At 41.3% G+C, this 13,367-nt stretch carries 15 protein-coding genes and 1 tRNA gene; 8 read left to right on the plus strand and 8 right to left on the minus strand.

Annotated features, from left to right (window positions below; translation table 11 throughout):
* Window positions 1-65: 65 nt before the first annotated feature.
* The gene (gene tsf, locus M8998_RS08645; RefSeq protein ID WP_249992170.1) at window positions 66-902 is read left to right on the plus strand and encodes a translation elongation factor Ts; all 837 of its coding nucleotides are present in this window, start codon (window positions 66-68) and stop codon (window positions 900-902) included.
* Window positions 903-980: 78 nt separating this feature from the next.
* On the opposite strand, the gene M8998_RS08650 is transcribed toward tsf, so the two are convergent.
* Window positions 981-1,298 carry a DMT family transporter gene (locus tag M8998_RS08650; RefSeq protein WP_249992171.1) on the minus strand — a complete coding sequence of 106 codons (318 nt, stop codon included), beginning with the start codon at window positions 1,296-1,298 and terminating at the stop codon, window positions 981-983.
* 512 nt (window positions 1,299-1,810) lie between these two features.
* On the opposite strand from M8998_RS08650, the gene M8998_RS08655 reads away from it, so the two are divergent.
* The 3 genes from M8998_RS08655 (at window position 1,811) to M8998_RS08665 (ending at window position 3,742) form a co-directional block, all read left to right on the plus strand.
* Complete coding sequence (locus M8998_RS08655; RefSeq protein ID WP_249992172.1) at window positions 1,811-2,218, plus strand: hypothetical protein; 408 nt, start codon at window positions 1,811-1,813, stop codon at window positions 2,216-2,218.
* 236 nt (window positions 2,219-2,454) lie between these two features.
* Entirely contained in the window at window positions 2,455-2,859 is a 405-nt protein-coding gene (locus M8998_RS08660) for a DinB family protein (RefSeq protein WP_249992173.1), read from the plus strand.
* A 34-nt stretch (window positions 2,860-2,893) separates the two neighbouring features.
* Complete coding sequence (locus M8998_RS08665) at window positions 2,894-3,742, plus strand: hypothetical protein (protein WP_249992174.1); 849 nt, start codon at window positions 2,894-2,896, stop codon at window positions 3,740-3,742.
* A 62-nt stretch (window positions 3,743-3,804) separates the two neighbouring features.
* Here M8998_RS08665 and M8998_RS08670 read toward each other — a convergent pair.
* A tRNA-Met gene (locus M8998_RS08670) sits at window positions 3,805-3,881 on the minus strand.
* 255 nt (window positions 3,882-4,136) lie between these two features.
* Between M8998_RS08670 and M8998_RS08675 the strand changes: the two genes are divergently transcribed.
* The 4 genes from M8998_RS08675 to M8998_RS08690 all read left to right on the plus strand — a co-directional run bounded on the left by M8998_RS08675 (window position 4,137) and on the right by M8998_RS08690 (window position 8,948).
* On the plus strand, window positions 4,137-4,514 hold the full coding sequence (locus tag M8998_RS08675; RefSeq protein WP_249992175.1) for an START-like domain-containing protein: 378 nt from the start codon (window positions 4,137-4,139) through the stop codon (window positions 4,512-4,514).
* 71 nt (window positions 4,515-4,585) lie between these two features.
* Window positions 4,586-6,091: an LptF/LptG family permease gene (locus M8998_RS08680; protein WP_249992176.1), complete on the plus strand. Its 1,506-nt coding sequence runs from the start codon at window positions 4,586-4,588 to the stop codon at window positions 6,089-6,091.
* A gap of 108 nt (window positions 6,092-6,199) precedes the next feature.
* Window positions 6,200-7,411 carry a bifunctional 3,4-dihydroxy-2-butanone-4-phosphate synthase/GTP cyclohydrolase II gene (locus M8998_RS08685; RefSeq protein WP_249992177.1) on the plus strand — a complete coding sequence of 404 codons (1,212 nt, stop codon included), beginning with the start codon at window positions 6,200-6,202 and terminating at the stop codon, window positions 7,409-7,411.
* Window positions 7,412-7,511: 100 nt separating this feature from the next.
* Entirely contained in the window at window positions 7,512-8,948 is a 1,437-nt protein-coding gene (locus M8998_RS08690) for an NAD-dependent succinate-semialdehyde dehydrogenase (RefSeq protein WP_249992178.1), read from the plus strand.
* A gap of 33 nt (window positions 8,949-8,981) precedes the next feature.
* Here M8998_RS08690 and M8998_RS08695 read toward each other — a convergent pair whose 3' ends face one another.
* From M8998_RS08695 to M8998_RS08720, 6 genes are all read right to left on the minus strand, one after another.
* Window positions 8,982-9,494 carry a putative outer membrane beta-barrel protein gene (locus tag M8998_RS08695; protein ID WP_249992179.1) on the minus strand — a complete coding sequence of 171 codons (513 nt, stop codon included), beginning with the start codon at window positions 9,492-9,494 and terminating at the stop codon, window positions 8,982-8,984.
* Between the two features lie 5 nt (window positions 9,495-9,499).
* Entirely contained in the window at window positions 9,500-10,051 is a 552-nt protein-coding gene (locus M8998_RS08700; RefSeq protein WP_249992180.1) for a CopD family protein, read from the minus strand.
* Window positions 10,052-10,166: 115 nt separating this feature from the next.
* Window positions 10,167-11,204, minus strand: a complete 1,038-nt coding sequence (hemE, locus tag M8998_RS08705) for a uroporphyrinogen decarboxylase (protein ID WP_249992181.1) — start codon at window positions 11,202-11,204, stop codon at window positions 10,167-10,169.
* Window positions 11,205-11,720, minus strand: coding sequence for a hypothetical protein (locus M8998_RS08710; protein ID WP_249992182.1), 516 nt, complete (start codon window positions 11,718-11,720; stop codon window positions 11,205-11,207).
* A gap of 16 nt (window positions 11,721-11,736) precedes the next feature.
* On the minus strand, window positions 11,737-12,438 hold the full coding sequence (locus M8998_RS08715) for a response regulator transcription factor (RefSeq protein WP_249992183.1): 702 nt from the start codon (window positions 12,436-12,438) through the stop codon (window positions 11,737-11,739).
* The gene (locus M8998_RS08720; RefSeq protein ID WP_249992184.1) at window positions 12,428-13,306 is read right to left on the minus strand and encodes a sensor histidine kinase; all 879 of its coding nucleotides are present in this window, start codon (window positions 13,304-13,306) and stop codon (window positions 12,428-12,430) included. Before M8998_RS08720 ends, M8998_RS08715 begins: the two co-directional genes overlap by 11 nt.
* Between the last annotated feature and the right edge of the window lie 61 nt (window positions 13,307-13,367).

The raw sequence follows: 13,367 nt of genomic DNA on the forward strand, positions 1-13,367 counted from the left end.
AGTTTATACCAATAGACTATTTTGTTAGCTTCGAAAAATGTCTATAACTTAAAAATAAACATATCATGTCAGTACAAATTTCTGCATCAGATGTAAACAAATTGCGTCAACAAACCGGCGCAGGTATGATGGATTGTAAAAAAGCTTTAGTAGAGGCTAACGGTGACTTCGAAGCTGCAGTAGATTACCTTCGTAAAAAAGGTGCTAAAGTAGCTGCAAGCCGTCAGGATCGTGATTCTAACGAAGGTGTCATCATTGCTAAATCTACCGCTGATGGTAAATCAGGTATCGTCGTAGAAGTAAACTGTGAGACTGACTTCGTAGCTAAGAATGCAGACTTCGTAGCCTTTGCTGAAAAAATTGCTGACTTGGCATTGACTAGTCAACCTGCTTCTACAGAAGAGTTGAAAGGTCTTGAATTGGAAGGACGTACAGTAGCCGAATACTTGATCGAACAAACTGGTGTAATTGGCGAAAAAATCGACGTTTCTAAATATGAGTTAGTGTCTGCTGATAAAGTAGTTGCTTACATCCACGGAAACTATCGTTTGGGCGTATTGGTAGGACTTTCTGCTGATGCTGCTGGTGTTGACGAAGCTGGTAGAGATGTAGCCATGCAAATCGCAGCAATGAATCCGGTAGCGATCGATAAAGATGGTGTAGATTCTAAAACAATTGAGCGCGAATTGGAAATTGCAAAAGAGCAAATCCGCGCAGAAGGTAAACCAGAGGAAATGATTGAAAAAATCGCTGCTGGAAAATTGAATAAATTCTACAAAGACAACACCTTGTTGAATCAAGAGTTTGTGAAAGATTCTTCGAAATCAATCGCGCAATTCTTAGATAGCGTAAACAAAGGTTTGACAGTTACTGCTTTCAAACGCGTACAGTTGGGTGCATAATACCTACTGCTGTCTTACGCTTAAAAGCGGCTTATCGTTACAACGATAAGCCGCTTTTATTTTTGGCTATATGCTGTGCTAAAACAACTTTAAACCTATAATACCGGCCACAATAAATATCGCCGACAACATGCGAGGTATACTGGCCGAATCACCAAAGAACAGTACGCCTACGATAAGTGTACCTACTGCACCAATGCCGGTCCATACGGCGTATGCCGTGCCGATTGGGATCGTCTTCTGTGCCATAAACAGTAGTGTGCCACTCACCGCCATAGAAAACACCGCCAAGAATATCCAGGGAAGTTTGTTGGCACCAGGGTTTTGTGCCATCTTGAGGCCAATGGGCCACCCTATTTCGAAAAGTCCTGCAAAGACCAAAGCTAACCAATTCATATCTAAAAATATTTTTTATACTACTACAAAGATCAACATAGGGGATATAATTATACTTCATAAGATAGCTCAAACGATAATTTTGAACACCGAAACGTAGTATAGATAGGTACGAGTTGACTTAATTGTTACAAATAAGAATTGTTGACTCAAAGCCGCTGTAGCGTATTTTTACACGGATTATCTTGATTATCAAAAAAAGTTTAAACATTTAATTAAACCTTTTTGAAAAAATAAATTCTTACGAACAGGTAAAAGTGATACGCGATTAAGTAAGACGCGTAATAAGCTCAAACTTCGTTTTTAAGTTTACCCGATTCCATTCTGGCAAAAGGCATAGCTCACATTCCTTCTGAATAAATTGCATGAATAATATCAAACGCCGGCTCATCTCTATAATATCCGGCGATTACTAGAAATAGGAACAAAAAGAGCTGATTAGTTCATAAAAACAAACACAATGGGGCTGCGCCCTGCCAAAGCAATTAAATAAATAGCATAAAAATAAGATTATGGCAAAAATAGCGGTTCAGCAAAAAGTCTATGATATTATGGAACCTTTCGTAGACTTCGGCCATGGAAAGTGTCACATCAAATCTTTTGAGACCAGAGGCCTTTTGCGCGAGAATGCAGGTGGTATTTTGTATGCTGGCCAAAGTGTGAAAGAGAAAGAATTACTTTACGCGTTTCAGGATGGAGAATTGAAATCATGCATCCTCATGTTTAATATGCAGGAGCTGGACATCGCATCGGACGTTGCTCGGTTTTATGCCGAACGATACCGGCTGTCCGGAAAGATTGGCGATATGTACATTTTTGAAGCAGCTGATCAATCCTTTTCCGTGGCTGTATCCACGAATCAAGAAATGGGACTGCACGCCATGTATTTGAGGAATGAGACGTCTTCTTTACTACACTAATTTTTAGTAACCCAATTGATGACGTACACAACACGTGGTAGATATTCATTCTAAAGTTACATCTCGCAGAAAACACAACTTGATTATGGCTAGATCTGTATCCATACTTTAGATTTGGAGGGATATTACCACAAGACCAGAATTTGTCCTGAAGAATATACTTCAAATAATCAACAAATGCCCACAAACATCAAAAAACTACAATACGCGATTGGAAAATCTGTGGGCAGAATTATATGATTCCCAAAGCTACCCCAATTGAAAGTTCTCTAAAAATTATTGAAGGTTTGCACCAGCGATGGGTTGATTTGATGAAAAACCTAGCCGACAAAGAATTTGAAAAAGAATTCCTACACGCGGAAAATCAGCAGAAAGTGTCCTTAAAAACCAACATAGGAATTTACGCTTGGCATTATGAGCATCATTTAGCACATATTATCGGCGCAAAAAAAATAAAACTAAGTATGCGAACCCTTCAGTATAAATCTAATTTATTCGCTATCTTAGGAAAAGAATCAAGTACAAATACTATGTCGAGGATATTCATCAATTACCCTATTAGTCGCAAGTTATTCGAATCAAAGGCTAGTCCTAAGCTGCGCTATAGCCATCTTCCAATCGATCAAATCAGTACCTATTAACAATTACGCCAATAACTCCAAAAACTTTCGAAATATGACTATTCTGATCAGACAACGCTGGATTGCCATGCTCATTCTTCCTTTGTTCTTTAGCTGTTCTACACACTATCTAGCCACAATGCAAAGTCTCGATATGGAAAAAAATGAGACAGATAGCACGTTTTATAGCGGAACTGACACGCTTGGTATGTCCTATGCATTCAACAATCAGGATGGCTCCGTACGAATACGTTTCGAAAATTACACCGAACAACCCATGATGGTAGATTTATCAAAATCAGCGTTAATTGTAAATGGACGATCCTATGGATTCATCGACGGAAAATCATTCGTTCAAGGACGATTGGGAGCCCAAGCAACTACAATCGATCTCTCCAATAATGGCAGTTTTCAGGAGAGCACTATTCGTGGCGGTTACAGTGGTACAATTTATAAAGATGAAGATGCCATCTTTATTCCTGCAAAATCTTTTGCTGAAGGCTCTTATTTGGGGATGCATACTGACGTAAGACACCTATTTAAGGAGAATTTTGAGGGCAAAAAGAGTCAAATATTTATAGAAACCGCTTATTTCCCAGCAAAATTCATGGAATACAATGCCGTAAATTCACCATTGAAGTTACGTAGCCATATAAGCTACGCGATGCTGGATCGTGAAAATAAACCATTGCATCATGCAATTAATGTCCAAAATTTCTACACCTCCAATATTACTCGAATCCGAGATGTTGGATCAAAGAGTTTTAGAAGAATGCTGGACACACGCTCGGATATGAGTGGATTTAGTGAGACAAGTAATACAGGAGCTGTTGTTGGCACTGTTTTAGTATTGGGCGCGATCGGTGTAGCGGCTGCCTTGTTACCGACAGAAGAGGTACAATAACTAAAAAAAGTAGCTGGAATGGCTCTAAAAGCAAAAAGCTTCAAGTTTCCTTGAAGCTTTTTTGGTAGCGGGGAGCAGGATCGAACTGCCGACCTCAGGGTTATGAATCCTGCGCTCTAACCATCTGAGCTACCCCGCCGTTTTCGTGATGCAAATATAGTAATTAGGAATTATTATCAAAGCAAAATTCGCAAATTTCAATACTTCTTAGCACAAATTGGGCTCATGTAATAATTTCCGATATTAAAGCTCTAATAGCAATAATATCGCATACAATATATTTTGTTTAACAGATTATTTGTGTATTATTACGGGCGGACACGACCATGCCTTCGATCGAAAAATCTGATTGATAACCGTTCGCTAAAGTGTATTAAATAATTTATCCGAGTATATGGCAGAAAAATCAAAGTTAACCTTAGAATATGTAGTTAATTCATCCCCTAGAATATTATTCCCATACCTTTCTGAACCGAATGAGTTGGCGCAATGGTTTGCCGACGATGTAAACTATTCTGAAGGGATTTACGAATTTGTTTGGGACGATGAAGCCTTCAAAGCAAAACTCATTTATTCCAAAGAAAACAAGTGTGTAAAATACAAATGGTTGGAAGACGAACCTTATTATTTCGAGATTGAAATTGTTTTAGATGAACTGACCAATGACGTTGCGCTTAGTATTACAGACTACGTAAAGGAGGACAATCTGGAGGAGCGTAAGATGATTTGGAATAATTCGATCAGCTATCTGCAAAGTGTGATTGGCGCCTAAATTTCTGTACCTTTGTCTTTACTTTTAGCTATTCGCATAGTCTATTAAGAATGTTAGGCGGTTGGTAGAGAATGAAGAAGATACACTTACTCATATTACATGCATTTATAAGACCATTTCTCGTCACATTTACGATTGTGATGTTTGTCTTATTGATGCTTTTTTTGTTTAAGTACATCGATGATCTTATCGGTAAAGGGCTAGAATGGTATACGATTCTAGAATTACTAGGTTATCAATGTATTGTCCAACTGACCATGGCTTTGCCACTTTCCATGTTATTGTCTTCTATCATGACTTTTGGAAATCTGGGGGAAAGCTACGAACTCGTGGCCATCAAGGCTGCCGGTGTATCGCTGAGAAATGCCATGGCACCATTATTTGTTCTCGTAGGTATCTTTGCGGGTGCTTCTTTTATATTTTCAGACTATACCCTTCCTGTCGTAAATCTAAAAATGGGAACTATGCTATTGGACATTAGAAACCAAAAAGCCGATTTCCTGATCAAACCTGGGGTATTCAATAACAGCATTCCCGGTTATTCAATCCGAGCAAGAAGCAAGAGCGCCGATGGCACGGTCTTGCACGACCTACTGATCTACAATCATACCACCAGTAGCAAAGCTACTAACATCCTTATTGCCAAGGAAGGATATATGCACAACTCAGTAGACAATAAATACATGGTACTGCAGCTCAAAGATGGTGTCCAATATGAAGATGCCAGAGCGAAGAATGCCAAGCGCTACGATGAACGGCAGCAGTTTACCCGTTTCCGCTTTAAAGAATCCACAAAAAAATTTAGCATGGAGTCTTTCGGAGCGCAAAAAACGGATGCCAGCCTATTCAAATCCCATCATCAGATGCTTAATTTGAAGCAATTGAAACACTACTCAGATTCTAACCATATGCAGTTGGATAGTATTGGTCGTACAATCGCTGCAGATGCCAAACGGAACATCAACTACTTCACCAACTATTATAATCAGAAGCGAGATTCTTTGAAGACAACATTGGTCGCTACCGGCGATTACAGCTATCCTGATCTTGATTTGCAGACCATGAATAGCAATAAACGTAACATCATTAGCAATGCCAGTAGCCAAGTAAACTATGTGAAAGATATTGCACAAAACAGAGGACAGGAATACAAGCTGTATATAGAGAAAGATATCCGATATGATATAGAATGGCACCGCAAATTTACGTTGGCAGCATCCTGTTTACTACTCTTCGGAATTGGTGCACCGCTAGGTGCTATTATCCGTAAAGGCGGATTAGGACTTCCAGTCGTCATGGCCATTGTATTTTTCCTGATCTATCATGTAATTTTCACTATTTCGGAGAAAGCAGCAAAAGATGGCAGTCTCGAGCCACTGATAGGCATGTGGATGGCGATCATCGTTCTAACACCGTTGGCAATATTCCTCACCTATAAATCTACTAGTGACTCCGCGCTATTCGATGTTGATCAGTACAAAATTAAAGCACAGAAAATCTTCAACCGACTGAAAGAAAAGGTGGAGAAATTTCAGGATAGAAATAAGCCAACCTCTGGTGCGAAAACATCGCATTAAAGATTATGACAGCATCCTTATAGAATATCTTCGAATTACTACTAACTTTGTGTGTATAGGCTAAAGAGGTGCGATTCCGCCCTAACTGCCTTTTTTTTAATCGACAACATGAAAGTACAATTAAATACCATAGAGGAGGCCATTGCGGATATCCAAGCTGGCAAAGTCATTATCGTTGTGGATGATGAAGACCGTGAAAATGAAGGTGATTTCGTGACAGCAGCGCGTAATGCTACTCCAGAGATAATTAATTTCATGGCTACACATGGTCGCGGACTAATATGTGCACCACTTACGGAAGAACGTTGCAAGGAGCTCGACCTACATTTAATGGTAAATAACAATACCGCAGTGTATGAGACGAATTTCACCGTGTCTGTAGATTTACAAGGCTACGGATGTACCACCGGTATTTCTTCTTCAGATCGTTCCAAAACAATACTTGCTCTCATCAACCCCGATATTAAAAATGAAGAATTGGGCCGTCCGGGTCATATTTTTCCATTGATCGCCAAAGATGGTGGTGTACTTCGCCGTACCGGTCATACAGAAGCCGCGGTAGATTTAGCGCGTCTAGCAGGCTTCGAACCAGCAGGTGTCTTAGTAGAAGTACTGAAAGACGACGGTGAGATGGCTCGCCTGCCAGATCTTATTGAAGTGGCTAAACGCTTCGATCTGAAAATCATCAGCATTGAAGACCTTATAGAGTACCGTTTGAAACATGATTCCCTCATCGAAGAAGTTGTGGAAGTACAGATGCCGACTGCTTGGGGAGATTTTCAGCTACAGGCATATCGTCAAAAAAACACAGGCGAAGAACATCTTGCATTAATCAAAGGTACGTGGGAATCGGATGAATCAATTCTGGTACGAGTACATAGCTCCTGCATTACGGGAGACATCTTCGGATCCTGCCGCTGTGATTGTGGCCCGCAATTACATAAATCGATGGAACTCATCGAACAAGAAGGGAAAGGCGTCATCGTATATATGAACCAGGAAGGGCGTGGCATTGGCCTCATCAATAAGCTTCATGCCTACAAATTGCAGGAACAAGGTATTGACACCGTAGATGCTAATCTGCAACTCGGCTTTAAGCCTGATCTTCGAGATTACGGAATTGGTGCGCAGATTCTACGCTCTTTGGGGGTAACAAAAATGCGGTTGTTGTCTAACAACCCCACCAAACGTGCTGGTCTGATTGGATATGGTCTAGAGGTAGTAGAAAATGTAGCCATCGAAATAGAACCTAATTCGCATAATGAATTCTATCTCAAAACAAAGCGAGACCGTATGGGGCACAGCCTAAAAAATATATAATCAAAACAAAAAGGACGCTAGCGTCCTTTTTTAATTTATAGCCGATGCATACCGATGCTATAGAACCTGCGGCTTATTGGAACCATAAAATAATAGAAAAATGAAGATGGATAACACATGGTTAATTGAAAAAGCCTACTTACGTGGTGAATTTATAGATGCCGAAAAAAAGTTTGATGTGCTCAATCCCGCTACGAACGATTCTATCGGCAAGGTGCCAGATATACCGTTGGCACAGGTGGAACAAGCAATCGTTTATGCGGATAAAACATGGAATTCATGGAAAACCACACCAATTGGCGAACGTAGCAAGCTATTGCAGAAATTGTATCAGCTCACGCTAGAGCATCGTGAGCAGCTTGCACACGTGATGACGTTAGAGAGTGGCAAGCCTTTGCAGGAATCGTTAGTCGAAGTAGATTACGCCGCTTCTTTTATCCTATGGTTTGCAGAAGAAGGGAAACGTGCATATGGGGATACCATTCCCGCTGTGAGCAGTGAAAATAAGCTATTCACGATCAAACAAAGCGTGGGTGTGGTAGCCGCCATCACCCCATGGAATTTCCCACTCGCGATGCTGACGCGAAAAGTAGCCCCTGCATTAGCCGCGGGCTGTTCAGTTATACTTAAGCCAGCTTCCCAAACACCATTCACGGCCTTGGCATTCGCCAAATTAGCACAGCATGCCGGCATTCCAGGAGGTGTATTTCAGGTAATCACCTCTACCAACAGCCAAGGTGTCGGCAAATTATTGGCCACCAGTGAGCTTATCCGCAAAATTTCCTTTACTGGCTCTACCGCTGTCGGCAGAACGCTGATGGAACAGGCCGCAAGCACGATCAAACGTACCTCGATGGAGTTAGGTGGAAACGCTCCCTTCATCGTATTTGATGACGCCGATATTTCAGCGGCGGTATCAGGTGCCGTTGCCGCAAAATTCAGAAATGCCGGACAAACCTGTGTTTCAGTCAATCGTTTCTATGTGCATGACGATGTATATGAACAGTTTGCCGAGGCACTTACGAAAGAGGTAAGCCAGTTGAAAGTCGGAAATGGCATGGACGACGGTGTGAAAGTAGGCCCCTTAATCAATGAGAAAGCGGTAGAGAAAGTAAAAAAACATGTGGAAGATGCGGTAGGTCGCGGTGCAAAAATACAAACCGGAGGATCTCATCTGGAAGGCAACTTCTTTTCCCCTACCGTGCTGATAGATGTGCATCCAGATAGTCTAATCGCAACTGAGGAAACATTTGGCCCCGTATGTGCCCTATTCCGTTTTGCCACTGAAGCGGAAGCAATAGATGCAGCCAATGATACACCATTCGGACTAGCGGCCTATTTCTATAGTGAAAATGTAAGGCGGTGCCATCGTGTAAGCGAGCAATTAGAATCAGGAATGGTGGGAATAAATACCGGAGTAATTTCTGATGCATCCGCGCCATTTGGTGGCGTGAAACAGTCCGGCGTTGGAAGAGAAGGTTCTCACCACGGTTTGGATGAGTACCTTGAAGTAAAATACATTAGCTATGGGAAATAAAAAAGAAAAACACCAAAAAGGTGTTTTTCTTTTTTACCAAATATGGTATCTTAAGCCAACCATCACGAAATGCGGCCGATCATCTTTAAATCGCACTTCTGATTTTATTTTATAACCTGCGTACAGCGATAGAGCAACATCAGGAACGTAATAACTCACGCCAGCCTGTGCATTGAGCGTCGTACGTTGGTTAAAATCTTCGTTACGAATATTATTTTCATCAAAGCTAAGGATACGATCATATTCACTAGATGCACCGCCTCCAGCAAACACATTCCAGTTGTTTGCCGTACGATCTAAAAAGGTATAAATATAATCCGCTCCAAAAGCTACGAAATCTTTTTGCCCGTGTACCAAAGCTTGCACGCCATGATGAAGTGCAAAATCGTATTTACCCTGAATACCAAAGCTACCTCTACCCCGCTCGCCAAATTCTGGTGCTTGTAGATTCATATCTCCGTAAAAGCCAAAAGCCCAATCGTGCTCCTGTGCTTGCACCGTCGAAAATGCCGCAATAGCGACCAATAGTAGTATTATTTTTTTCATGTTATTTAGTTTTTATCTTGTGCTTTCCGCGCCAGATATCTTTTATAAGTTTTTATGCCGATCATGAGTAAAATGGCCAGTCCCACCAAGCCTACTACACCATACAGCCACTGAAATGCAGATTTAAGCACAACCAAAAATACGATTGCAAACAGAAATACCGTAGATACCTCATTCCACAAACGCAACTGTGCCGACGTCCAAGTCAGCTTTTCACTCGCCAAAGCATACATCATACGCTGGCAAGTAAAATGATACACAGCCAAGCCACCGACAAAAGCAAGCTTTATCTGCATCCAGCCCATGGAAAGCAGCCCTGGATTTGCCCAAAGCATTACTAAAGCAGAGGCAAGTACGATATACATCGCCGGCGTGGTAATCACCCACCATAGCCTTCGCTCCATGATTTGAAATTGCTGGTGCAAAACGCCATAGGCATCAGTCGGTTGCGCCTTCGCTTCCGTATGATAGATAAATAGACGTGGCATGTAAAACAAGCCCGCCATCCAGCAAACCACGAAGATAATGTGTATCGACTTAGCGTAAAGGTATATCATGACCCTGTTTCAAAGTGCAACGTGGGGTGCTTATGTACACTAATCGGCCGGCCAATCACACAAGCACCCCACGTTGGTATAACAATAATTTTAAAAAGTCGTTTGTACGAAACGCCTAATATCTAAATTCTTTAACGACTTCGATAGCGTATTTCACATTATCAAATGGAATATCAGGCATAATGCCATGTCCTAGATTGAAGATAAAGCCATCCACTCCACGCATGCGTTCGAAAAGTTGCAAGATTTTCTCGCGAATCACTTTCTTGTCCGCATACAATACGAATGGATCTAAGTTACCTTGCACCGCAATATTAGCAGGTAGGGCTTGCTTAATATTTAACAAGTCAGCATTCCAATCTACAGAGATTACATCCGGCTGTGCTTCTGCCATCACTGGCGCAAACACCGAACTGCCCTTACAGAAAGAAATAACGGGTATATCCTGTCTGTTCAGTCTAGAGATAATGTATTTGTTGTAATGGTGAGAGAATTCATGATAATCATTCCACGACAGTGCCTGTGCCCAGCTATCAAAAAGTTGGATGGCATTTACCCCAGCTGCGATCTGCATATTCAGGTATTCTACCGTTACATCGGCCACCTTTTGCAAAATAGCATGCGCCAATTCCGGCTCGTTATTAAGCATTAACTTGGTTCTTTTAAAATCTTTGGAGGAAGCACCCTCCACCAAGTAGCTCAAAATAGTGAACGGAGCCCCTGCAAAACCAATCAATGGAATACGTTTATCTAAGCGCTGTTGAATCACCTTGATGGCATCTGCTACATATTGTAAACGATCCAGACAATCTACCGATAAGCGTTCCATATCTGCTACAGAGCGTACAGGATTCGCAAATCGTGGACCTACACCTTGTTCAAATGATAAATCTCCACCCATCGCTTCTGCTGTAACTAAGATGTCGGAAAATAGAATAGCGCCGTCTATACCTAATAAATCTACCGGCAACATCGTCACATCGGCAGCGATTTCCGGTGTCTTGCACATTTCCAGAAATGAATACTTGTTCTTAATCGCCCAGTATTCTTTCATAAATCGCCCAGCTTGGCGCATCATCCACACGGGTGGACGTTCAGTTTGCTGCGACCATGCAGCACGGATTAGCAAATCGTTTTGTAAGGTGTCTTTCACTTATATATGTTTATTAACTTCGATTCTTATTTTTTCTACAATACTTTTTTGGCGTGCGGTCAGTTTCAATTCTTCCGCTATATCCAAGTAGGTAACAACGCGTTCATATTCTTTTTTTCGCAAGTTGATGTTGGCCAGATTTACCAACACCATGCCTTTCTCGTAATCCTTTCTCCAAGGCAAGCGAGAGGCCAGTTGAAAGTGATATTCTGCCTCTTCATAGCGCTCTTCCTTCAGTGCGATATTACCCATCATAAATTCGTAGAAATTGCGACGGCCTTTGCGTAGCCGATCTGGGTTATCAATCTCGGCGAGTAATGCTTTTGTTGTTTCGTAATCTTGGCGGTGAAAAGCCTGCGTAGCCAGATATACTGTTCCCTCACGCAAATGACTCCATAGCAGATAAGCCAATGCCCCTGCCAAGTATACAATAATGTTGTATTGCTGCACCGCGATCGCATACACGATAAATGTGAATACGATTCCCGCAGCGATTAGCCTCCCTCTGGTATTCATAAATAACCTTTGTAGCTTATTGATCCATAAACTTGTACCCTACCCCACGGATAGAGTGAAAGTATGTTGGACGTTTCTGATCTGGCTCAAAATATTTACGGAAAGTCAGGATAAAATTATCAATCGTACGCGTAGATGGATACACGTCGTAATTCCATACCGTCTCCAAGATCTGCTCCCTAGATACCGCTTCATTACGACGCTCGATCAATAACTTAAGCAACATCGTTTCTTTCTTGGTCAACGAGGTAATGCTACCATCCGCATGGTGCAATTCGTACGAATTGAAATAGATAGTCTTGTCGCCGATCACATAAGAATTTAGTTCTTTCAGATCGTCTCCTTTCATCACCCGACGGATCAAATTGCCAACACGAAGAATAAGCTCCTCCAAATTAAACGGTTTTACCAAATAATCATCGGCACCTTTTTTTAATCCTGTTACGCGGTCTTCACTGCTATTTTTTGCGGTAAGAAACATAATTGGCACCACGGTGTTTTGCAGGCGAATAGTCTCCGCTACCTGAAAACCATCGATTTCCGGAATCATGACGTCTAAAATAATAAGATTGAATCGTTCTTCTTTGAAGATCTTCAACGCTTTTTTTCCATCTGTAGCGGTAGTAACCCGGTACCCTTCCAATTCCAGGTTTAGTTTGATAGCTTCCAACAAATGCTCTTCGTCTTCGACCAATAATATACGTTGCTTAACTTGCATAATTCCCAAAATTTACTTCAAAAACACTTCCATTCGGTATATTGTCTTTCACACGGATGCTAGCTTCATGCTTCTGCAATACCGATTTCACTATATATAAACCCAATCCGGTTCCTTTGGTTTTACGAGTCGCCTCATTACCCACCCGATAGAACTTATTGAATATCAACTTCTTTTCAGTGTCGGAGATACCTTCTCCAAAATCAGCCACCTCAAATACAATACCTTCCTCCCTTTTCTCTAATATCACATTGATATGCGCACATGGTGGAGAATACTTGATGGCATTTTCCACCAGATTGCTCACCACATTCGTGATAGCAAATTTATCCGCATAGATCATCAGATTAGGCTCTACTGTCGCTACGATTGCTTGCTGCGACTTACAGGCATTCTTTTGCAAACGATCTACCACATTATTTACAATCTCGGTAAGCTCAAAATTCTCTTTTGGAAAACTGAATGTCCTGCTTTCCAACTTCGTGGCCAACAATACATTTTCTACCAAATAATCGAGTCGTTCAATATCTTTTAAAGAATTACCCAGAAAAACTTGTTGTTGCTCCCTGTCCAGATCTCTTTTAAGGATAGTCTGCAAATAAAGCTTGACAGAAGCTAAAGGCGACTTCAGTTCATGCGTGACGGATAGTAAAAAATTTTGCTGTTGCTGCTGATAATTACGCTCACGTTCCAGATGATTTTTGAGACGAATAACCGCCATAATAAAGATGGCCAGAAAGATCATGCCTTCTCCAATAATCATCCCCATACGCTCGGGTACATATTTAGTAAAAATATAGCCCCAGCTAATGAGCTGGCACAAGGCATAAAAGGCTAATACATACAACCAAAAAAGAGCTCTCTTCATCTAAATAATTGAACAGTTACAAAAATACTTAAATATGCGATCATAAGAAAATCAGCCACGC

The sequence above is a fragment of the Sphingobacterium sp. lm-10 genome, assembly GCF_023554555.1.
Taxonomy (GTDB): Bacteria; Bacteroidota; Bacteroidia; order Sphingobacteriales; family Sphingobacteriaceae; genus Sphingobacterium.

Bases quoted from the DNA above. Each gene is read 5' to 3' on its own strand.
- tsf (WP_249992170.1), top strand. From the start codon at position 66: ATGTCAGTACAAATTTCTGCATCAGATGTAAACAAATTGCGTCAACAA.
- M8998_RS08650 (WP_249992171.1), bottom strand. From the start codon at position 1,298: ATGAATTGGTTAGCTTTGGTCTTTGCAGGACTTTTCGAAATAGGGTGG.
- M8998_RS08655 (WP_249992172.1), top strand. From the start codon at position 1,811: ATGGCAAAAATAGCGGTTCAGCAAAAAGTCTATGATATTATGGAACCT.
- M8998_RS08660 (WP_249992173.1), top strand. From the start codon at position 2,455: ATGATTCCCAAAGCTACCCCAATTGAAAGTTCTCTAAAAATTATTGAA.
- M8998_RS08665 (WP_249992174.1), top strand. From the start codon at position 2,894: ATGACTATTCTGATCAGACAACGCTGGATTGCCATGCTCATTCTTCCT.
- M8998_RS08675 (WP_249992175.1), top strand. From the start codon at position 4,137: ATGGCAGAAAAATCAAAGTTAACCTTAGAATATGTAGTTAATTCATCC.
- M8998_RS08680 (WP_249992176.1), top strand. From the start codon at position 4,586: ATGAAGAAGATACACTTACTCATATTACATGCATTTATAAGACCATTT.
- M8998_RS08685 (WP_249992177.1), top strand. From the start codon at position 6,200: ATGAAAGTACAATTAAATACCATAGAGGAGGCCATTGCGGATATCCAA.
- M8998_RS08690 (WP_249992178.1), top strand. From the start codon at position 7,512: ATGAAGATGGATAACACATGGTTAATTGAAAAAGCCTACTTACGTGGT.
- M8998_RS08695 (WP_249992179.1), bottom strand. From the start codon at position 9,494: ATGAAAAAAATAATACTACTATTGGTCGCTATTGCGGCATTTTCGACG.
- M8998_RS08700 (WP_249992180.1), bottom strand. From the start codon at position 10,051: ATGATATACCTTTACGCTAAGTCGATACACATTATCTTCGTGGTTTGC.
- M8998_RS08710 (WP_249992182.1), bottom strand. From the start codon at position 11,720: ATGAATACCAGAGGGAGGCTAATCGCTGCGGGAATCGTATTCACATTT.
- M8998_RS08715 (WP_249992183.1), bottom strand. From the start codon at position 12,438: ATGCAAGTTAAGCAACGTATATTATTGGTCGAAGACGAAGAGCATTTG.
- M8998_RS08720 (WP_249992184.1), bottom strand. From the start codon at position 13,306: ATGAAGAGAGCTCTTTTTTGGTTGTATGTATTAGCCTTTTATGCCTTG.